The sequence below is a fragment of the Comamonas aquatilis genome, assembly GCF_965139575.1.
Taxonomy (GTDB): Bacteria; Pseudomonadota; Gammaproteobacteria; order Burkholderiales; family Burkholderiaceae_C; genus Comamonas; species Comamonas aquatilis.
The window spans coordinates 1-19,404 of record NZ_CBCSIW010000016.1; the positions used below are offsets into that span (position 1 = coordinate 1).

At 58.6% G+C, this 19,404-nt stretch carries 14 protein-coding genes; 9 read left to right on the plus strand and 5 right to left on the minus strand.

All coding sequences use genetic code 11. From position 1 onward, the window contains the following. Positions 1-131: 131 nt before the first annotated feature. Complete coding sequence (locus tag ACNAZA_RS16455; protein WP_415797626.1) at positions 132-1,178, minus strand: recombination-associated protein RdgC; 1,047 nt, start codon at positions 1,176-1,178, stop codon at positions 132-134. Positions 1,179-1,431: 253 nt separating this feature from the next. Between ACNAZA_RS16455 and ACNAZA_RS16460 the strand changes: the two genes are divergently transcribed. Together ACNAZA_RS16460 and ACNAZA_RS16465 are read left to right on the plus strand one after the other, a co-directional pair. Beyond that, entirely contained in the window at positions 1,432-1,989 is a 558-nt protein-coding gene (locus ACNAZA_RS16460) for a Spy/CpxP family protein refolding chaperone (protein ID WP_415797627.1), read from the plus strand. Between the two features lie 240 nt (positions 1,990-2,229). Then, positions 2,230-2,796, plus strand: a complete 567-nt coding sequence (locus ACNAZA_RS16465; RefSeq protein ID WP_415797628.1) for an acyloxyacyl hydrolase — start codon at positions 2,230-2,232, stop codon at positions 2,794-2,796. A 1,641-nt stretch (positions 2,797-4,437) separates the two neighbouring features. On the opposite strand, the gene dinG is transcribed toward ACNAZA_RS16465, so the two are convergent. Beyond that, entirely contained in the window at positions 4,438-6,603 is a 2,166-nt protein-coding gene (gene dinG, locus ACNAZA_RS16470) for an ATP-dependent DNA helicase DinG (protein WP_415797629.1), read from the minus strand. A 1,095-nt stretch (positions 6,604-7,698) separates the two neighbouring features. On the opposite strand from dinG, the gene ACNAZA_RS16475 reads away from it, so the two are divergent. From ACNAZA_RS16475 to ACNAZA_RS16495, 5 genes are all read left to right on the plus strand, one after another. Next, positions 7,699-8,823, plus strand: coding sequence for an efflux RND transporter periplasmic adaptor subunit (locus ACNAZA_RS16475; RefSeq protein WP_415797630.1), 1,125 nt, complete (start codon positions 7,699-7,701; stop codon positions 8,821-8,823). A gap of 21 nt (positions 8,824-8,844) precedes the next feature. Further along, on the plus strand, positions 8,845-11,958 hold the full coding sequence (locus tag ACNAZA_RS16480; protein ID WP_415797631.1) for an efflux RND transporter permease subunit: 3,114 nt from the start codon (positions 8,845-8,847) through the stop codon (positions 11,956-11,958). Continuing rightward, positions 11,951-13,216, plus strand: a complete 1,266-nt coding sequence (locus tag ACNAZA_RS16485) for a TolC family protein (protein ID WP_415797632.1) — start codon at positions 11,951-11,953, stop codon at positions 13,214-13,216. Before ACNAZA_RS16480 ends, ACNAZA_RS16485 begins: the two co-directional genes overlap by 8 nt. A gap of 138 nt (positions 13,217-13,354) precedes the next feature. Beyond that, the gene (locus tag ACNAZA_RS16490) at positions 13,355-14,059 is read left to right on the plus strand and encodes a response regulator transcription factor (protein ID WP_120965427.1); all 705 of its coding nucleotides are present in this window, start codon (positions 13,355-13,357) and stop codon (positions 14,057-14,059) included. After that, on the plus strand, positions 14,059-15,459 hold the full coding sequence (locus ACNAZA_RS16495; protein ID WP_415797633.1) for a sensor histidine kinase: 1,401 nt from the start codon (positions 14,059-14,061) through the stop codon (positions 15,457-15,459). Before ACNAZA_RS16490 ends, ACNAZA_RS16495 begins: the two co-directional genes overlap by 1 nt. Before the next feature lie 25 nt (positions 15,460-15,484). Here the strand turns inward: ACNAZA_RS16495 and ACNAZA_RS16500 are convergent, their stop codons facing one another. After that, the gene (locus ACNAZA_RS16500) at positions 15,485-15,886 is read right to left on the minus strand and encodes a YkgJ family cysteine cluster protein (protein WP_120965423.1); all 402 of its coding nucleotides are present in this window, start codon (positions 15,884-15,886) and stop codon (positions 15,485-15,487) included. A gap of 223 nt (positions 15,887-16,109) precedes the next feature. Between ACNAZA_RS16500 and yddG the strand changes: the two genes are divergently transcribed. Continuing rightward, a complete protein-coding gene (gene yddG, locus ACNAZA_RS16505) occupies positions 16,110-17,021 on the plus strand; it encodes an aromatic amino acid DMT transporter YddG (RefSeq protein WP_415797634.1) in 912 nt (303 codons plus the stop codon). Positions 17,022-17,032: 11 nt separating this feature from the next. Here yddG and recX read toward each other — a convergent pair whose 3' ends face one another. Both recX and recA read right to left on the minus strand, forming a co-directional pair. Further along, the gene (gene recX, locus ACNAZA_RS16510; RefSeq protein ID WP_415797635.1) at positions 17,033-17,488 is read right to left on the minus strand and encodes a recombination regulator RecX; all 456 of its coding nucleotides are present in this window, start codon (positions 17,486-17,488) and stop codon (positions 17,033-17,035) included. Positions 17,489-17,621: 133 nt separating this feature from the next. After that, on the minus strand, positions 17,622-18,734 hold the full coding sequence (recA, locus tag ACNAZA_RS16515) for a recombinase RecA (RefSeq protein ID WP_415797636.1): 1,113 nt from the start codon (positions 18,732-18,734) through the stop codon (positions 17,622-17,624). 139 nt (positions 18,735-18,873) lie between these two features. On the opposite strand from recA, the gene ACNAZA_RS16520 reads away from it, so the two are divergent. Then, the gene (locus tag ACNAZA_RS16520) at positions 18,874-19,365 is read left to right on the plus strand and encodes a MarR family winged helix-turn-helix transcriptional regulator (RefSeq protein WP_120965415.1); all 492 of its coding nucleotides are present in this window, start codon (positions 18,874-18,876) and stop codon (positions 19,363-19,365) included. Positions 19,366-19,404 lie beyond the last annotated feature (39 nt).

Sequence of the window (19,404 nt, forward strand, 5' to 3'; positions counted from 1 at the left end):
GCAGGCCTTTGCTGTCTATGAATTTGATAGCTGTCAGCGCTTGATCAACAAGCCACTCAATGCAATATTGCTTTATAAGTTAGGCAAATAAAGCGCAACCGGCTATTGAATCAATAGCTTTCGAATTGCACTCAGAACGGCGCTTCCTCGGGTGCCAAATCCACGGGTGCGGTCGCAGGCCCGGTCACCGTTCCCTTGCCGGCAGGGCGGCCCTGAGCCAATCGCACGGGCAGAGTTTCGGCGGCGGGTGAGCCCGCTTGCAACGCAGCCGGCAGGCCATCGCCCAGCCCAGTGCGGCCTTCACCGCCCAGAGCCTCGATCAGATCGGGAATCAGGCGCGACAACTCGCCCGTGGCAATGGCTACATCGGTATCAAAGCCGCCATCGTCTTGCGACTGGCCATCCATCACCGCATCGAGCAGCGCAATCTTCTTGATCTGCAGACCTTCGGACAGCACAAAGCTCACGCGGTCGTCCCAGGTCATGGCCAGCTTGGTCGGCAGCTTGCCGTGCTCTATGTGCTGGCGCACCTCGTCGATATCCAGCGGATGGCGTGCATAGCGCACCACGGCCTTGGATTCGTCTGCCGCCTTGAGCTCGCATTCACGATCCACGGTAAAGCCTGCAGGTGGCTCCTGCGTCATCAACCAGTGCGCCATGGCAGCCTGCGGACTGGTCTGCGTATCCACCAGCGCCAGAGAGAAACCGCTGAGGCCTTCAACCAGCAAGGTCACGACTTCATCGGCACGGCCCTGGGCGCTGGTATCGAGCACCAGCGTGCGGGCCTGCGGATCAATCCACACCCACATGCTGCCCTGCTTGGTAAACGCCATGGGCAGCAGATCCAGCTTGGCTTCGTCCTTGAGCTCTTTTTTCTCTTTCTTGCCGGGCTTGCGGCCCTCGGTGGCCTCGATGTGCGCGGCCTTTTCATTGACCTTGCGGTTGAGCACGCTGGCAGGCAGCATTTTGGATTCGCTCATGAAGCGCATCACCCATTGGCCGGCCACCGATTCGGCCAGCGGTCCATGCTGCTCGCCGCGCGGCGGCGCCCAGCCTACCGAGCGCTCCTGGGTTGCGCCGCATTCGGCAAATACTGTTTTTTGCAGCGCATCTTCCAGCGCCTGCAGATCGCCCTGCCAGCTTTCGGCAATGCGATAAACAATCATGTTTTTGAACATCAAAAACCTTCAATCAAACTTGTGCAGAAATTCCGGCTGCATCCGGTCACAACCCGGGCAGCCCACCTATGCATTGTGCCCAAGCAAGCGCTTGTTGCAGCAGGGCAAACTTCTTATTACTTTACAGAGCGGCTGCAAAACCTCACTCAGCAGAAACATGAGCAGCTCACACTTGCCCCATCCGCTGCCGAACGCCAATTGATGCGCAAGAACTAGCGGCCAGTGCTTGCACTTCTTCTGAAAGGAAATTGATATGACCCGCTTTCGCCAGACTCTCACCGGTGCCGCTGTTGCCACGGCCCTGCTCGCATCTCTGAGCCTGCCCAGCTTTGCCCAGACGGCAGCACCCGCAGCCGACAAAACTGCCACCACCCAGACCGCACATGAACAAGGCAAGCATCGCAGCGACAAGCGTGGCGATCGCCAGGAGCAGATGCAAAAGCGCATGACCCAGTTCAAGGCGGATCTGAAGCTCACTGCCGCTCAGGAAGCAGCCTGGACAACGTATGCCAGCACCATGAAACCCGCTGGCGAGCGCCCTGCCCGCATGGACCGCGAAGCCTTTGCCAAGCTGACCACGCCCCAGCGTATCGACAAGATGCGTGAACTGCGTGCCCAGCGCAATGCCGAGATGGACCGCCGCGCAGAAGCCACCAAGGCGTTTTACGCACAGCTCAACGCAGACCAGCAAAAGACCTTTGATGCAGCCAGCCTGCGCATGCACAAGGACCACGGCCCGCGTCACCATGGCCATCATGGTGGCAAGCCCGGACAGGAACGCCCGGCACCCGCACCAGCTGCAGCCAAATAAGCAAGCCGGCAGCGCCCAGGCGCTCGCCCTGCTCTCAAAAGCCTCCGGCCTCCAACGGCCGGGGGCTTTTTTCATGGCTCCGTGCGACACCTCACCTTGGCTGACTTCAGAGTCCCCTGCTTGCTGACAGCCAAACTGGGCACAGCTTCCTAAATTCATATCCACAGCAGTTGCAATAGCCAGCACCGGGAAAGCTATCTGCACTCCATACCGATTGATGCAACGTTGGAGGGAGTTGATATGAATAAGCTAAAAAAGACAGCAGGCTGCCACATCATCCTGATGCTTGGCGCTTTCGGCTGCACAGCTTTTGCACAAACAGCCCCAATCCAGCAAACCAGCGTTTACCTGCAATATGGTCAGGCCGAGCATGCTGCCAAAAGCTGGACTCTGGGGGTCAATCTGCCCTGGCGCAGCTGGAGCTGGCAACTGGGCTCAGGGCTGGTCACAGGCCACTGGGATCTATGGGTCAGCCGCTGGTCTGCTCCCTATCAGGGCGAGGACAAAGCCACCTGGATTCTGGGAGCCCAACCCGTGCTGCGCTGGCGTCCATCCATGGGCCAATCTCCCTGGTTTGCCGAAGCCGGGCTGGGCGTCAGCCTGGCAAGCAACCGCCGCTACATCAGCGATCACACCACCTTCTCCACACGCTACAACTTTGCCACCCATATCGGCGTGGGCTATCTGTTTGGTGAACAGCTGAAAAACGAAATCAGCTTGCGGCTGGCGCACTACTCCAACGCCGGTATCCGGCATCCCAATCCGGGAGAAAACTTTTTGCAGCTGCGCTACGCCCGCAGCTTTTAAAAGCGGCATTGCCACCGTCCTGCTCAAGCCACCTTCGGGTGGCTTTTTTTACGGCTCCAGGAGGTCAAGCGACCTGTGTATAAACATGATGATAAAAATCAACTTATTTCAATGTTTTCCACAGGAAGAGAAGACATCTCAAAGTTGTACCCAAAACAGCGACAGCAGCAACTGGGGTTCGGTCACAGACTTTCACCTATGCTAACAGCATGATTTTTAAGTGTTTTTTTATCTTATTCACACTTAAGTCTAGTACTTACTATTACTACTAATTAAAAAAATTAGGAATAGGAATAACAACCACAGGCATTTTTTCACAGAGCAGTCATGGGCTAGGAAAAAAAAGCGCCTTCCGGTTTGACGGAAAACGCTTGATCAGTGATCACATCCGATCAATGCCTTGTGTTCAATCGCAGTAATCTGCTTCATTAGCTATAAAAATAATAGCTAAATATCTATATATATCAACGTTTAAAGGTATTTAATTAACAAAAATCCAATTCGTATAAAACTGTGGATATCTACGTATGAAAATTCATGTTTTCCACAGAAACGATGATTTCAGCAAAACTATTCATGGAAGCAAGACAGCAGGAACAGCCCTCTGCACACATGCTTATTCTTGGAAAACTGACTTGATTTTTATAGGTTTTCAATAGTTATCAACAGAAAAAGCCATGCTCTATTACTACGACTATTTTTTTATAAGATTTCTAAAGAACAACTAGAGTCCAACACCGCTCAGCATGAAAACAGCCGCTCTTCAGCCATCGGTATCGCGCTTCAAACACGCTGTCGTAAGAGCAATTTCAGAAATCAAGGGCTTTATCGAAATACACGCACCACATCTGAAAAATTTGACGTAAGATGCGCTCCCTGCACTAAAACAGCTGGGGATAAATCTCTTTGGCAAAGCCGTTGAAGAGGTAGTTATCCACAGAATGTTCTGCACAGCGGTGGGTAAGTGCCATAGGCATTGAAAATGCTTGCTTTGGCGATCCAAGTGGTCTCCAGCATGGGTGACTTGTGTTCAAAAAAATTCAATGATCTTTATAGGTAATTGTTTTCATTGAATTTTTATGTGCAGACTCCGTGAATAAGTACAAGATTGAAGTCTTTACCCAGGTTAAAAAAGTCACCCATGTCATTGATGAATGACTGAATTTCGTCAATGTCGGATTCAGTTCTTCATCACCGGTGGAAAGCCCGATGGCGATTTCAGCTGGAGATTTTTGAAGCGCAGGACATCAGGCGCTGTGTAGCGGGACCAGTACCAAGCATTGGAAGCACTCGATGTTTAGGTCGGTTTTGTTAGAAAACTTACACCTGCAGAGGCAACAGGGCTGGTTGTCCATGAACCGGCAACATCTTCTGATTTGGGCAAAGAAAAGTCGTGGAGCCCATCACGATTTCGCGATCAGCTATCGAGATAGTGAGCAAAAACGCTTGGGTTCATCTGCATGCACGCAAGACATGCGGGGAAAGGCGGGCAGGAGCTGACTAAAGCCCGTCTCAGGCCTGCTTCGGCCGTTTTGTGACTCCGGCTGCTACCCCTGCGTGAAAACGCAGGCTGAGGCCGCCAGACCTCTTGTCTCATGCCCGCAGGCCGATCTTTCTTGAACCGGCCTGCTGCACAAGTGCTTATCGCACCGGCTGACGCTGCAAGGTAAAAGGCGGCAAGCCGTTGATCAGTTGCTGGCCGTAGCTGGTGCCAGTCAGCCGCTTGTCGTAGCAGTAGACATGGGCCTGATCTTCTTCGGTACGGATGGCCCGGCCCACCCATTGCGCCAGGCGAATGGCGGTGGCGGGCACCACCAGTTCGTTGAAGGGATTGCGGCCGCTGCTGCGCAGCCACTCGGCTCGCGCTTCGCCCACCGGGTCGTCGGGCGGGGCAAAAGGCAGCTTGGTGATGAACAGGGATTCGCACAAGGCGCCGGGCAAATCCAGACCCTCACCGAACGACTGCATGCCAAAGATGATGGAAGGCTCGCCCAGTTCCACGGCATCGCGGTGGCGGGCCAACAACGTGGGGCGGGGCAGGGCGGTCTGCACCAGCACCTGGTTGCGCATATGGGTCGATAGCGCCTCCACCGCCTGGCGCATTTGCTCGCGTGAGGTGAACAGGACCAGCGCACCGGCCTGTACGCGGCTCAGATCGGTCAACAGGGCCTCCACCATCTCCTCGGTAAAGCGGGCCGCCTCACGTGGGTCTGAGACCGTTTCGCGGGCCACCAACGTGCCTTGGCGGGCATAGTCGAAGGGGCTGGGCACTTCCAGCGTGGTGACTGCCGCGTCGTTCGCAAGACCGGCCTCGCGCAAAAAGAAGTCGAAATGCCCGCAACTGGTCAGCGTGGCCGATGTGAGCACCGCGCCGCGCACCTGGGACCAGAGATGCTGGCGCAGGGTGGAGCCGGGCTGTATCGGGCTGGCATGGGCCTTGACGACGATGTATTCGCCATCCGCCTCCAGCGTGAACCACTTGGCATTGGGCACAGGCTTGCTGTCAGCTTCGTCCTGCGATTGCTGCAGCAGCAATTGAGTGGTGTTGAAGATGGCTTCCAGGCGCGGGGCCAGGGCGCCGACCTGGGCGTAAATGGTGGACAGCCGGCGTGCTTCCTCGGGCTTGTCCTTGATCTCTGCCCGCAAGGCCTTGGAGACGGCGCGCAGTGCATCGAGAAAGCCGTCGGCATGGTGGGCAATCTGGCTCAAAGGCTCCAGCAGCGGCTCTGGCAGCAGCCCGCGGTTGGCTCGCACCCTGGCAGGGCCATAGCTGTCCTTTTGCGATTTGAGAGCCTCTCCGTACTGCTCCATCACCAGCCTGGCCATCTCCTGCATCTGCTGGCGCAGCCCGCTGGCATGCTTGGGCACATCGGCCAGCTCTTCCACCTCGGCCACGGCATTGACCCGCAGGGCGCGGCTGGCCAGCTTGTCTATCCAGCCCAGACGAGACAAGTCCATCTCGCCGGCAAACTGATCCAGGGCCGTGGCTGGCAGGTGGTGGGCTTCATCGAGCACCAGCAGGCAGTTGTCCAACTCCGGCAGCAGCTTGGAGCCTAGCGACGAAAGCAGCAAATCATGGTTGGCCACAATCACTTGAGCTGCTACCAGATCCTTGCGTCGCTCGTAATAAACGCAATTGCTGAAGGCCGGGCAATGCTTGCCGGTACAAGAGGCCGATTCGGCTGCAACAGGGCTCCAGGCCTCGGCTTCTGGCGGTGTTTCCAGTGCGTCCCTGTCTCCATTCCAGGCTTCGGTTGCCAGCGCATCGGCCATGGATTTGTAGAACTGCATGCGCGCCTGCAGCTCGTGTTGTGGGCGGCTGGCGCGGGCCTGAGCCTCCTCTTCGCCAAACAGATCGTCGGCTTCGTCATGGGTCTCGCCGGTGCTGGCCAGGCGCTCCAGCTTGAGCTTGCACACAAAGCGGCCGCGCCCCTTGGCCAGAGCGAATTTGAAAGGCTGTTCCAGCTTCTCGGCCAAGGCTGGCAAATCCTTGTTCACCAGCTGTTCCTGCAATGCCACCGTGGCTGTGGAAATCAACACCCGCGTACCGCGCGACAAAGCCATGCTGATAGCCGGAATGCTGTAGGCCAGAGATTTGCCCACGCCGGTGCCGGCCTGAACGACGGCAATGGCTTTTTTGGGCTCAGGCCCATCTTCATCCACTTTTCCCAGCTGGGCCTGGCTCAGGGTCTGTGCGATCTGGGCGGCCATTTTTCGCTGCCCTTCACGATTTCGGAAACCTGGCATGGCTCCGACCACGGTATCAAAGGAATTCAGGGCCTCTTGAGCCCACTTTTTTTCATGCATTTCAGCGTTATCTGGGACGCAAAGACACTTTGCCTTGGCGTTTTATAAGTATTCGTACATTGATATGTATTAAATAAGATTGTTTTTCTTATGCAATACAGCATACAAAACTGCGATCCTGTACGCCTTACAGAGGGTGATACATCTGATGTCAGCCTCGCTCCGGGCTCTGCATCGTCGATGTTTGTCCACCTCTTGTTTCTTGGTTATCCATTCTAGTTGTGGATTCTGGATACGGCAGTTGTCAAGAAAATTATCCACAGGGTGAAGTAGCATCAAGCCTGTTCTTATCTTGTAGATATCTCTGTTGATTTCTTTGTTGAAAATTTTGTTAAATTTTTATGAACAAAAAGCTTTTTCTAAAATCAAGTTGACTGTGAATTGTTGGTGTTGACTCAAGTTTTCCAGTGCTGTGGGTAAGCTTGTTCCAGGGAAATCATGCTGTTGCACTGCACTATCACATGTGATTTATCCACAGATTTTCTATCTTCGCTTGGTGCGAGCTTGCAGCTGAAAGTTGTGCACGCTTTCCCCGTTGAAGGCTGTTTGTATGAGCCTGGCGGTAAGAAAGTGCCTAACTGCGTTCCATGAAGCCGGAACTGCCAAGATGTTCACCGAGTGGATAACGTTGGAAAATCAAAAATGATAGCTTTATCCACATGCATTCATTGGATAAGAGTCATTTTTTAAGATTTTTCTACAAGCATGGGCTTGTTGAGCCGAGTGGAGTCTGAATGCTGCAAAAAATACTCTTGTACGAAAAAATACAGGGAATTTTCTGAATCTCGAAAGTTGATGCACTAAAGTGCACGCGCCTTTCTGTGGATTGCTTAAAAACAAGGCATTCCACCTGATTTGATGGAAAAAGCAAATTTACTGTACGAATGTACAGTTATTGCCGCAAGCGAGAGGCTTGATGAGCAAAGCGCTTACCAAACGGTAATCAAGGCGTCACCCACGCATGAAGGCCTGTTTTTTAGGATTTCTGCCATCACGGAGTGGTGAGCGCCTAGCCATGCAGCGCTTCACTTTCAAGTCAGAACGAAGGGTCAAGAGATGAAGAAAAGCCTTGCAGCATTTGCACGAGCTGCGCATATGCCGGAGCGCGCTCAGTTCAGATTGGCAATCGGTGTGGCGGCCATGGCGGTTGCAGCTCTGCTTGCGGCTTGTGATTCATCGAATGCCAGGGAAGACGCGCCCAAACCCGCAGCCGCCCTGCCCAAGGGCGTGCTGCAAGTCAGACCTGAATCCATGAAGATGCTGGAGATTGCCGTGGTGGCCGATCCCACCGGAGCGCAAACAGCCTGGGCTCCGGCGCATGTGGCTTTTGTGGAAGATCGCGTGGCCTCGGTTTCTGTTCCCGTGACGGCGCGCGTGGTTAGCGTCAATGCGCACGTGGGAGATATGGTCAAGGCCGGTGATGTGCTGGCCACTCTGGTCAGCCCTGATGCGCTGCGCACGCGCTATGAAGTGGCGGCAGCCAAGACCGCGCACGATGTGGCGGTGGTCGAGTCCCAGCGCCAGCAAAACATGGTCGACAAAGGGGTGGGCGTGGAAGTGGATCTGCGTGCTGCGCAAGCCAAGCTGCGCGAGACATCACAAGAGCTTTCTCGCGCGCAGGGCACGGCTGCATTGCTGGGCTCCGGTGGTGCTGATCGCATCGATCTGCGTGCTCCTCGTGCTGGCATTGTCGCGGAGCGAAAAGCCATCGTCGGCTCCTCGGTAGAGCCCGGTTCCGCGCTGTTCATGGTGGGTGATCCTCAGTCCATGAATGTGGTGGCCGAAGTGTTTGAAACAGACCTGCCCGGCATTCGCCTGGGCAGTTCGGTGACGGTGGAAATCCCGCAGCTGCCCAAGCCGCTCAAAGGAACCGTGCGCCACCTGGGGGCCACGCTGGACAAGGAATCCCGCCGTGCCGCCGTGGTGGTGGAACTGAGCGAGCAGAACTCCGCACTGCGCCCCGGCATGCAGGCCCGAGTGGGCGTGCAACTTTCCAATCAGCATGAGATGTTGATTCCCGTCTCGGCGGTGCTGATCAAGGACGAAAGCCGCAGCGTGGTGTTTGTGCAGCTCGACGGCAACCGATTCGAGGCACGCACGGTCAACCTGGGTCGTCCATTTCGGGGCATGGTGCCTGTGATCTCCGGCCTCAAGGTGGGCGAGAAGATTGTGGTGCGTGGCGGTCTGCTGCTGGATGGCGCTGCGGCGCAGTTGCTGTAATCGCGGCAGGAGTTTTCACACATGCTGCGTTCATTCATTTCGTTTGTCGTTCATCGACGCCTGCTGGCTGTTTGCGCCACCTTGGCCATTGCCATCTATGGCGTGTACTCCTATCTGCAAACCGCCATCGAGGCCTACCCCGATGTGACCAATGTGCAGGTCGGCGTGATTGCCCAGGCGCCGGGCCTGGCTCCGGAGGAAGTCGAACGTCAGATCACCCAGCCGCTGGAGCGTGAACTCAATGGCACGCCGGGACTGGTTTCGCTGCGTTCGGAGAGTTATTTCGGTCTGGCCATGGTCAACCTGGTCTTCAACGACGAGGCCAATAGCTTCAACGCCCGTGCCGAAGTTTCTCAGCGGCTGCCGCAAGCCAATCTGCCGGACGGCGTGACGCCTGAAATGGCGCCCGATTACACGCCTTTGGGCAAGATCTTCTACTACCGCTTGCAAAGCGACAAGCACACGCTGGCGCAGCTGCGCACCGAGCAGGAATGGCATGTGGTGCGGGTCTTGAAGCAGGTGCAGGGCGTGGCCGATGTGGTGAGCATTGGTGGCTTCGTCAAGGAATTCCATGTGGAAGTGGACCCCGACAAGCTCTACAGCCTGGGCCTGTCTCTGGACGATGTGAGCAATGCCCTGTCCAAGTCCAACCGCAACGTCGGTGGCGGCCTCATGCGCCGTGGCGAGCAGTCGCTGATCATTCGTGGCATTGGCTTGCTGCGCACGCCGCAGGAGATTCAGGAAGTCGTGGTGGCCATGCGTGGCAGCGCCCCCGTCACGATTGGCGACGTGGCCCGTGTCTCGCAGTCGCATACACCGCGCCAGGGTTCGGTGGGTATGGATGACCAGAACGATGTGGTGCAAGGCATTGTGCTGCTCAAGCGCGGTGCCAATCCCTCGCTGGTGCTGGACGATATCCACGCCAAGGTGCAAGAGCTCAATCAGGGTGGTTTGCCCGACGGCATGCAGATGGTGACCAACTATGACCGCTCGGATCTGGTGGGCCATACCCTCAAGACGGTGCAGCACAATCTGCTGTTTGGTGCCACGCTGATCGTGGCGCTGCTGTGGCTGTTTCTGCGCAGCCTGCGCGGCTCGCTGATTGTGGCCACCGTCATTCCGCTGTCGTTGCTGGTGGCCTTCATCGGTCTGCACTGGCTGGGCATGCCGGCGAACCTGATCTCCATGGGAGCGATTGACTTCGGCATCATGGTCGATGGCGCTGTGGTGCTGGCCGAGAACATCATCCGTAACGCGCGACATCGCAGGCCGCAGACTGCCAACGACATGCGCCACATCATCGTGGATTCGGCAGTCGCCGTGGCCAAGCCCACGCTGTTTGCCATGGCGATCGTGATTGCCGCGCTGATTCCGGTGTTCTCGCTGCAAAGCATCGAAGGCCGCATCTTCCGTCCCTTGGCCATGACCTATAGCTTCGCGCTGCTGGGCGCACTGGTGTTTGCCATGGGTCTGGTGCCTGCTTTGTGCGCGCTGTTTCTCAAGCCGCAACATGTGATCGTGGATGAGCCCAAGGTGTTCGACCGCATGCAGCACGGCTACCAGCACTGGATAGGCAAGGTGCTGTCTGCGGCCAGCCGCCGCTCCATGGTGTTGATCACCTTTGTCAGCGTGCTGGTGGTGGCCGGTGTTTCGGCCAAATGGCTGGGTACCGAATTCCTGCCGGAGCTGGATGAAGGCGATGCCTATGTGCTGGTGCAGATGCCGGCCTCCATCTCTCTGGAAAAAGGCCAGGAAGTGCTGCGCGAAGTGCGCATGCGGCTCAAAGTCTTTCCCGAAGTGATCACGGTCACCACAGAGCAAGGACGACCTGAATCAGGCACCGATAACGAGACCCTCAATCTTGCCAAGGCCCTGGTGCGACTCAAGCCCCATGGCGAATGGCGCAAAGGGCTGAACAAGCCGGCTTTGATCGAGGAAATGCGGGCGACCCTGGGTGAAATTCCCGGTGTGGCATTCAACTTTGCCCAGCCGATTCGCGACAGCGTGGAAGAGTCCACTTCCGGTGCCCGTGGCCAGGTGGTCCTGAAGCTGTTTGGCCCCGACATCCCCACGCTGCGCTCCATACTCAAGCAGACGGTGTCCCTGGTCAAACCCATTGAAGGCGTGGTGGACCTGGATCTGTACCGGGACGCGCCCGCGCCTCAGGTGCATGTGGAGTTTGATCGCCAGGCTCTGGCCCGCCAAGGCATTGCCATGGAGACGGCACAAAAGACGCTGGAAGTGGCCCTGGCCGGCAATGTAGCCACCACGCTGTGGGAGGGCGAGTTCCCCGTGCCGGTGCGCGTGCGTCTGCCTTATGTGGACCGCATGGATGAAGAGCGCATTCGCAACATTGCCATTCCCTTGCCCGATGGCGGTTCCGTGCCCTTGCATTCGGTAGGTGCGGTCAGTATCAAGATCGGCAACTCCTCCATTTTCCGTGAAGGCAATGCGCGCTACATGGCGCTCAAATTCAACGTGGAAGGGCGCGACATAGGCTCGGTTGTCAAGGACACGCTGGCCACCTTCAAGGAGCATGTAAAGCTGCCTGACGGCTACCAGGCCATCTGGGGTGGCGAGTGGGAAAACCAGCAACGCGCGGCTTCGCGCCTGAAGATCGTGGTGCCCCTGTCTCTGCTTATCGTTTATGCCCTGCTGTTCGGTGCGCTGGGGCAGGCGCGCAGCGCCGGCATCATCTTGCTGTGTGCGCCTTTCACCATGGTGGGCGGGATTGCGGCCTTGCATCTGGCGCATATCGAGCTGTCCATCAGCGCGGCGATTGGTTTTATTGCGCTGCTGGGCCAGGTGGCTCTGGCCGGGCTGCTGGTGATTTCTTCCGTGGAGGAGTTTCGCCGCCAGGGCATGCCCATGATGCAGGCCTTGGTCGAGGGCACGGCAGAGCGCATGCGCTCCATCATCCTGGTGGCTTTGCTGGCGCTGCTGGGCCTGCTGCCCATGGCCTTGTCCACGGGCGTTGGCAGCGAGACGCAGCGCCCGTTTGCCTCGGTGATTGTCGGCGGCATGGTGATTCTGCCTCTGGTAGCGCTGGTGCTGCTGCCGGTGCTGTATGCCCTGCTGGGTCCCAAGAACATGATGACGCAGGAAGAACGCGATGAAAGCGCACAAAATGAATAAATGGCTGACCATGGGACTGGTGGCTGCGTCATTCTCCGGCGTGGCCTGGAGCCAGGCTCAGCCCTCTGCATTGTCGGCATTGCCTGCAGCAAGCGGCGTGGTGGCTCCGGCACAGGCCGTCAGCCTGGAAGAATATCTGCGCCTGGTGGTGCAAAACCAGCGTGGCCTGGCTGCAGACCGCCTGCAGCTTGATCTGGCCAAGGCCGACAGCCGCACGGCATCGGCCTTCCCCAACCCCTCCGTGCACTACAGCAACAAGCGTGGCGAGCGTGAATGGGGTGTGGAGCAGCCCTTGCCCATTTTTGGCCAGCGCGGCATGCGCATCGAAAACGCGCGCAAGGGCGAGGTTACGGCCGCCGCCAATGTCGATCTGGCAGCTGCCGGCAGCATGAACGATGCCGCCCATGTGTTCAACGAGCTGCTGGTGGCCCAGCAGCGGTTGGCGGTATGGCAGCATGCGCAGGAAGAGCTGAACAAGGCGGCCTTCATCGTCACAGGCCAGATTGAAGCCGGAACGCGCAGCCGCTATGACGGGGCGCGTCTGAGCCTGCAGCAAGCCCAGATGTCCATGCAGGTAAGCAAGGCACAGGCGGCGCTGCGAGACTCTGCATCGCGCGTGGCTGCGCTGGCCGATCTGCCCCAGTGGCAGGCCCGCGTGGTGGGTAGTCTGAAGGCCGATGCCACCCATGCGCCAGCTGCTTATGGCAGCTTGTGGGATCAGGCGCAGACGCGTTTGCCCATGGTGCGTGCCGCGCAGGCGGCTCTGGACCAGGCCAGACAGAAAATCCGGCTGGAAGAGCGTGAGGCCTTGCCCACGCCCACAGTCGGTGTGGCCCGCATACGCAACAGCCTCGATGGCAGTTTCAACCAGGTCGGCATCCAGGTGGAAATTCCACTGCTTGATCGCAAAAAAGGCGTCATAGACCGCGCCAAGGTGGAGGCGGATCAGGCGGAGCTGCGGCGCGATGCCGCCTTGCTGGCTGCGCAGTCCGAGCTGCAGCGTGCGCTGGAGCAGCTGCGTATCCGTCGCAGCGCGGTGCTGGACTATGAAAAAGTGGGACTGGCCCAGATTTCACCCCTGCACCAGATGGCTCAGGACGGCTACAAGCTGGGCAAGGGCACCATTTTGGAGCTGGTGGATGCCCTGGCATCGATTACCGAGCACCGCCTGGAACATCTGGAGTTGGTCAAGGACATGCTGGACGCCGAGTGGGAAGTGCGTGTGGCCAGCGGCGATCTGCCGCAAGTGCGGCCTTGATTGGCCAGAGGGGAGGTTTGTGTGGAACTGCCAGAACCTGTCGATCCACCCGCATCCTCCATCACATTTACTTGCGCTGCGGATGCGGCTGCATCCCCGTATAGTGTCTGTTTGCAACCGGCAACCGACAGACATCGCATGTACCGCTACCTCATCATCGAAGACGATGCGCTCAATGCGCGGTACATCGCTGAAGGCTTGCGCCAGCAAGGCGCTTACGTGAACGTTTGCGGCGACGGGGTGCAAGGCATTGCCCAGGCCGTGGGCGAGAGCTGGGACGTGATCATTCTCGATCGCATGCTGCCCAACGGCTTTGACGGCTTGCAGATTTTGCAGACGCTGCGTTCCATGGGAAAACAGACGCCCGTACTGGTGCTCAGTGCGCTGTCTGCTACCGATGAGAGAGTGCGAGGGCTGAAAGCCGGCTGTGATGATTACCTGACCAAGCCGTTTGCTTTTTCCGAACTTTCGGCACGGCTGGAGGCTCTGGTGCGCCGCGCGCAAATTCCGGCACCGACGCGAGAGATGCGGGTGGCCGATCTGCGCATCAATTTGCTCAGCCGAAGTGCGGAGCGCGCAGGCCAGCCCCTGATGCTGCAGCCGCGTGAATTCAGGCTGCTGGCATTTCTCATGCAGCATGCCCACCAGATCGTCACGCGAACCATGTTGCTGGAGTCGGTGTGGGACTATCGCTTTGATCCGCAAACCAATGTGATCGACGTGCACATCAGCCGTCTGCGCAGCAAGGTGGACAAAGGTTTTGAACCGGCACTCATTCACACCATCCGCGGCGTGGGTTACAGCCTTTCGGACAAGCCCCACGAACTGCCCGAGGTGGTTTGATGCGCCTCGTCAAACCATGGAGCTCCCTGGCCTTCAGGTTGGCGCTCAGCTATGGCGCGCTTATGGTGCTGACCATGGCGATTGTGCTGTCGGTCTTTTATGTGCAGACCGTGGGCGTGGTGCGTATCAAGTTCGACAAACAAGCTGAGAACCATCTGCGGCGCCTGACCGAGCATCTGGCCAAGTATGGTCAGGGTGCACTGGAGGCTGAAGTTCGTCAGACCCTGCTCGATGGCGTGAACACCGACACGGAAATCCTGATTCTGATGGACCCTGAGGGCACGCCCATCATGGCCAATGCGCAAGTGTTTCCGCCGCGCCGCCTGACCGCCATGGGGGTGCGTGAGCTGACCGTCAAGCGCAACGGACGCCTGATCGTCGGACGGGTGGCCGTCTCCGAACTCTCCAATGGCAATCTGCTGGCCGTGGGCAGTGATATGCAGGTGCAGCGCAATCTGGAGGAGCTGTTCGGCCAAGCCAGTCTGATGGCCGCGATTGCGGCCTGCATCATGGCCGTCATCGGTGCGTTGATCTTCAGGCGCGTGGTGGAAGAGCGCGCTGCCGACATTCGCAGCACCATGTCACGCGTCGCCGCCGGTGATTTGAGACAGCGCATTCCAGTGACAGGCAACGATGACGAGTTCACCTTGCTCAACCGCGACATCAACACCATGCTGGATCGGCTGGAGCAGCTGATGGAGGGTATACGTCACGTCTCCAACACGATTGCGCACAACCTCAGAACGCCGCTGACCCGCATTCTGTTGCGTTTGAGAAATGCGCAGCAGGCGGGTCAAGTCGATCAGTCTGCGGTGCTGGAAAAAGTGGCCGAAGAGGTGGCGGAACTGGGCATTGTGTTTGAGAAACTGCTGCAGATTGCCGAGGTGGAAAGCGGTGCCAGCCGCCAGAATTTTGCGCCCATGGATATCAAGGCCTTGCTGGTGGACGTGGTGGATTTCTACGAGCCTCTGGTCGAGGATGCAGGAGGGGTGTTGCATCTCGATGTGCAAGGTGAGCCCATGGCCTTGGGCGATGCCGATCTGATCGCCAGTGCCGTGGCCAATCTGGTGGATAACGCCATCAAATACGGCTCGGCTCCGGGCAGCGAGCATGGTGCAGATTTGCGCCTGCACGCCGGTGTGGCGGCCGAGCATGGTAGCGAAGGCGGCGCGCCGGGTGTGGAGATCACCGTGCAGGACCAGGGCCCCGGTGTGGACGAAAAAACGCTGGAGAACATGACCACCCGCTTCTTTCGTGCCGACTCCGAAAGAGAAGGCTACGGACTGGGTCTGGCCAGCGTGCTGGCCATCGTGCAGCTGCACGGGGGCAAGCTCAGCTTTCACAACCGTCAGCCCGGATTGCAGGCGCGCATCTGGCTGCCTGCCATGGCGCGGACCTGAGAGCCTTTGAGGCGCTTTTTACTGCTCAGGAAAGCGCTCTGTTCCCGTAGGCGCAGAAGCCGGGCTTGGGGCCTTTCTTGGGGTGCAGGCGGCAGGTTTCCGGCCGCTTGTCATACACCGTGCAGCGGCGGGTCTTCTTGTCGAGAAAATTGCAATCTCCGCCGGCGCGGCGCGCCATGGTGAAGATGTTGTGCTTGGGGTTGTAGTGGTCTATCAGCTTGGCTTTGAGCAGGCGCTTGGCGATCAGCTTGGGCTCCACGTTTTCCACCTCAAACGGGTCCACCAGCTCCAGGCGCACCAGATCCGGCAACTGAACTTCCAGCGGCATGGTGCAGCAATTGGCGGCGCAGCTGTCGCACATGCCGGCTTTGTATTTGCTCCAGGTTTCGAGTCGATCCACGTCGACGATACGGATGGAGGATTTCATGGTGTTTGCGCTGCAGGGGGCGAAGAAAGAGGGCGCACTATACGGCCCGCGCCGCGCTTGGATGGCAGAGCCTGCAAACGCCCCTGATGTCTTGTCAGGTCTATCTTCGGGTCGCAGCCGGGTCGCTCAGCAATTTCTCACCCCAGTCAAAATACCCAGTCAAATCACGGTTTTGCGCTTATTCTCAAAGCGCAAGCAGCTATTGATTCAAGAGTACCCCGCCATGAATTCCTCCTCTTCAAGTGCCCAGACCCGGGCCACGGCCATAGGCTTGCTGGCAGTGCTGTGCTGGAGTTGTACCGTGGGGCTGATGCGTGCCATTGCCGAACCCCTGGGGGCCGTAGGCGGCGCCGCCTGTCTTTATTCGATGGCCGCCGTGTGTATCGCGCTGACGCGTGGCATTCAAGGGCCCAGGCAATGGCGTTCCATGCATCCCGTGTATTTCTGGGGCTGCGGCGCTTTGTTCGTGGTGTACGAAATCTGTCTGTCGGTGGCCGTGGGCCTGGCAGACGACCGATCCCAGGCCATGGAGATAGGACTGATCAACTATCTCTGGCCCAGCCTGACCATTGTGCTGGCCGTGCTGTGCAAGCAGCAAACAGCGCGCTGGTGGCTATGGCCCGGCGTGGTGCTATGCCTGTGGGGCCTGGCGCGCGTGCTGGCGGGAGACAACTTCAGCGCGCGCGCCATGTGGTCCCATGTGCAGGGCAATCCCGTGGCTTACGGCATGGCGTTTGCGGCGGCCTTGCTATGGCCTGCCTACAGCCTGCTGGCACGGCGTTTTGGCGGCGGCTTCAATGCGGTGGGTCTGTTTGTTTTGTGGACGGCTCTGGCGCTCTGGATCAAGTGGCTGATGCTCGATGGCGACAAGTCCATGCACTGGTCTGTGACCACGGGCGTGCAGGTCTTTCTGGTCGGGGCACTGACGGCGCTGGGCTATAGCTGCTGGGAGCATGGAATCCAGCATGGCAAGCTGGCCATCATGGCCGCCGCCTCGTATTTCACGCCCGTGTTCTCGGCCCTCATGGCCAGTGCGTTGCTGCAGGTGCTGCCGGGCTGGAGCTTCTGGCAGGGCGTGACCCTGGTGACGCTGGGCTCGCTGATCTGCTGGATGGCAACCCGACGCATGGGCTAGCCCGCCCGGCTTCACTCTTCTTCAAAGCCTTTGCCGCGCAGTACCTTGCTGGCGATTTCGGCGCTGAAGCCGCGAGAGGCCAGAAAGCGCATCTGCTTCATATGCTCTTGCGGCGTTTGCGGCTGGCTGCCAAAGCGCTGCAGCCAGAGCGCATGGGCGCGCTGCAACTCGGTATCGCGCAGCTGCTCGGCGGCGCTGCGCAGGGTGTCGTCATCGAGTCCCTTGGTTCGGAGCTCCTGCACCAGACGCGCCGAGCCATAGCGGCGTGCCTTGCTGTGGATCACAGACTCCACCACCCGCTGCACGCTGATGAAGCCGCGCTTTTCCAGCTCATCCAGAATGGCGTTCAGGTCATCGCCTTCCTCTACATGCCCGGCCAGCTTGCGCTGCAATTCCAGGCGGGAGTGTTCGCGTTGCGACAGCAACTTCAGTGCGCGACCCTTGAGCGAGAGCTTGGCAAAGCCCATGTCAGCAGTTCTCCAGAAACAAAAAGGCGCAGGACGAACCTGCGCAAAGATGGCAATTGGTAGGGTGGCAAGACCCAGATTTCAAAACTGGCGCGCTCAGTTTCAGAGGCGCCATTGCCGTGCGCAGCGCGTTTTATTCTGCGATCACGCCGTCTTTATCGACCTTGCCCTTGCCGTTCTTGGCGGGCTTGGCTTCGGGGGCATCGCTGTTGCCTGTGCCGGGCAGCAGGGCAATGCCCAGGCTGTCGCGCACCTTGTTTTCGATTTCGAAGGCGAGCGCGGCGTTTTCGCGCAGGAATTCACGCGAGTTGTCGCGACCCTGGCCGATTTTTTCACCGTTGTAGGCATACCAGGCACCGGATTTTTCGAGGATCTTGGCGGTCACGCCCATGTCCAGGATTTCACCTTCGCGGCTGATGCCTTCGCCAAACAGAATGTCGAACTCGGCGGTCTTGAACGGAGGCGAAACCTTGTTCTTGACGACCTTGACCTTGGTTTCGTTGCCGATGGCTTCGTCCCCTTTTTTGATAGTGCCGGTGCGGCGGATATCCAGGCGCACGGAGGCGTAGAACTTCAGCGCATTGCCGCCGGTAGTGGTTTCGGGCGAGCCGAACATCACGCCAATCTTCATGCGGATCTGGTTGATGAAGATGACCATGCAGTTGGTCTTCTTGATGGTGGCGGTCAGCTTGCGCAGGGCCTGGCTCATCAGACGTGCTTGCAGGCCGGGCAGGGCATCGCCCATTTCGCCTTCGATTTCGGCCTTGGGGGTCAGGGCGGCCACCGAGTCGATGACGATCAGATCCACGGCGCCGGAGCGTACCAGGCTGTCCACCACTTCCAGCGCCTGCTCACCGGTGTCGGGCTGGCTGATCAGCAACTCATTGAGGTTCACACCCAGCTTCTGGGCATAGCCGGTGTCCAGTGCGTGTTCGGCGTCGATGAAGGCACAGGTGCCGGCCAGCTTCTGCATCTCGGCAATCACCTGCAGCGTCAGCGTGGTCTTGCCCGAGGATTCAGGGCCGTAGATTTCGATCACGCGGCCGCGGGGCAGGCCGCCTACGCCCAGAGCAATGTCCAGACCCAGAGATCCGGTGGAAACCACCTGGATGTCCTGGATGGCTTCGCCTTCGCCCAGCTTCATGATGGTGCCCTTGCCGAACTGCTTTTCGATCTGGGCGAGTGCAGCGGCCAGTGCTTTGGCTTTTTCGCTGTTGGCGTCTGCGGACTTGGCTGTGGCGTTCATATCTGGCTCCTGGGTCGGTGGTGCGGCGGTCTGGGTTCAGCTCTGTATTGGCTTCAGAACTGGATGCTTGAACAGTAGTTTATGGGCTTGTATTCGCCGTGTGTTGAAATATTTGGTCAGTTTGCCTTACTATTTAAGAATGACCGAAATCGCCCCCGTGACCCCTGCAGACGATGCCTGGCGGCAAACCCATCTGGGCCGCTTGCTGGGCCATGCCATGCGCCGGTTCGATGCGCGGGTGCTGCAGCTCATGGCGCGCGATCTGGAGGTGCCGCTGGCACTGTCCAATCTGGCGGCGCGCGACAAGGTGGGCGCTGCCCATATCCACATCACAAGGCATTTGTCGCTGGCCGGAGACCGGCTTACCGATCTGGCCGAGAAGGCCGGCATGAGCAAACAGGCCATGGCCGACCTGGTGGCCCAGTGCGAGGCCTGGGGTCTGGTGACGCGCGAGATCGACGCACGCGATGCGCGCGCCAAGCGGGTGCGCTTCACGCAAAGCGGGCTGGCCTGGCTCAAAGCCTTTCACGATGCGGTCGCGCAGGCGCAGGCCGAATTCAGAGAGGCCGTGGGCGAGGATGTGGCCACGGTGGTGGCTCTGGGTCTGGAAGCCTATGCCGAAGGCTATTGAAGCGCTGCCGGTTGGGTCTGCAGACGGCGAGCCGCTCTC

Bases quoted from the DNA above. Each gene is read 5' to 3' on its own strand.
- ACNAZA_RS16455 (WP_415797626.1), bottom strand. From the start codon at position 1,178: ATGTTCAAAAACATGATTGTTTATCGCATTGCCGAAAGCTGGCAGGGC.
- ACNAZA_RS16460 (WP_415797627.1), top strand. From the start codon at position 1,432: ATGACCCGCTTTCGCCAGACTCTCACCGGTGCCGCTGTTGCCACGGCC.
- ACNAZA_RS16465 (WP_415797628.1), top strand. From the start codon at position 2,230: ATGAATAAGCTAAAAAAGACAGCAGGCTGCCACATCATCCTGATGCTT.
- dinG (WP_415797629.1), bottom strand. From the start codon at position 6,603: ATGCATGAAAAAAAGTGGGCTCAAGAGGCCCTGAATTCCTTTGATACC.
- ACNAZA_RS16475 (WP_415797630.1), top strand. From the start codon at position 7,699: ATGCCGGAGCGCGCTCAGTTCAGATTGGCAATCGGTGTGGCGGCCATG.
- ACNAZA_RS16480 (WP_415797631.1), top strand. From the start codon at position 8,845: ATGCTGCGTTCATTCATTTCGTTTGTCGTTCATCGACGCCTGCTGGCT.
- ACNAZA_RS16485 (WP_415797632.1), top strand. From the start codon at position 11,951: ATGAATAAATGGCTGACCATGGGACTGGTGGCTGCGTCATTCTCCGGC.
- ACNAZA_RS16490 (WP_120965427.1), top strand. From the start codon at position 13,355: ATGTACCGCTACCTCATCATCGAAGACGATGCGCTCAATGCGCGGTAC.
- ACNAZA_RS16495 (WP_415797633.1), top strand. From the start codon at position 14,059: ATGCGCCTCGTCAAACCATGGAGCTCCCTGGCCTTCAGGTTGGCGCTC.
- ACNAZA_RS16500 (WP_120965423.1), bottom strand. From the start codon at position 15,886: ATGAAATCCTCCATCCGTATCGTCGACGTGGATCGACTCGAAACCTGG.
- yddG (WP_415797634.1), top strand. From the start codon at position 16,110: ATGAATTCCTCCTCTTCAAGTGCCCAGACCCGGGCCACGGCCATAGGC.
- recX (WP_415797635.1), bottom strand. From the start codon at position 17,488: ATGGGCTTTGCCAAGCTCTCGCTCAAGGGTCGCGCACTGAAGTTGCTG.
- recA (WP_415797636.1), bottom strand. From the start codon at position 18,734: ATGAACGCCACAGCCAAGTCCGCAGACGCCAACAGCGAAAAAGCCAAA.
- ACNAZA_RS16520 (WP_120965415.1), top strand. From the start codon at position 18,874: ATGACCGAAATCGCCCCCGTGACCCCTGCAGACGATGCCTGGCGGCAA.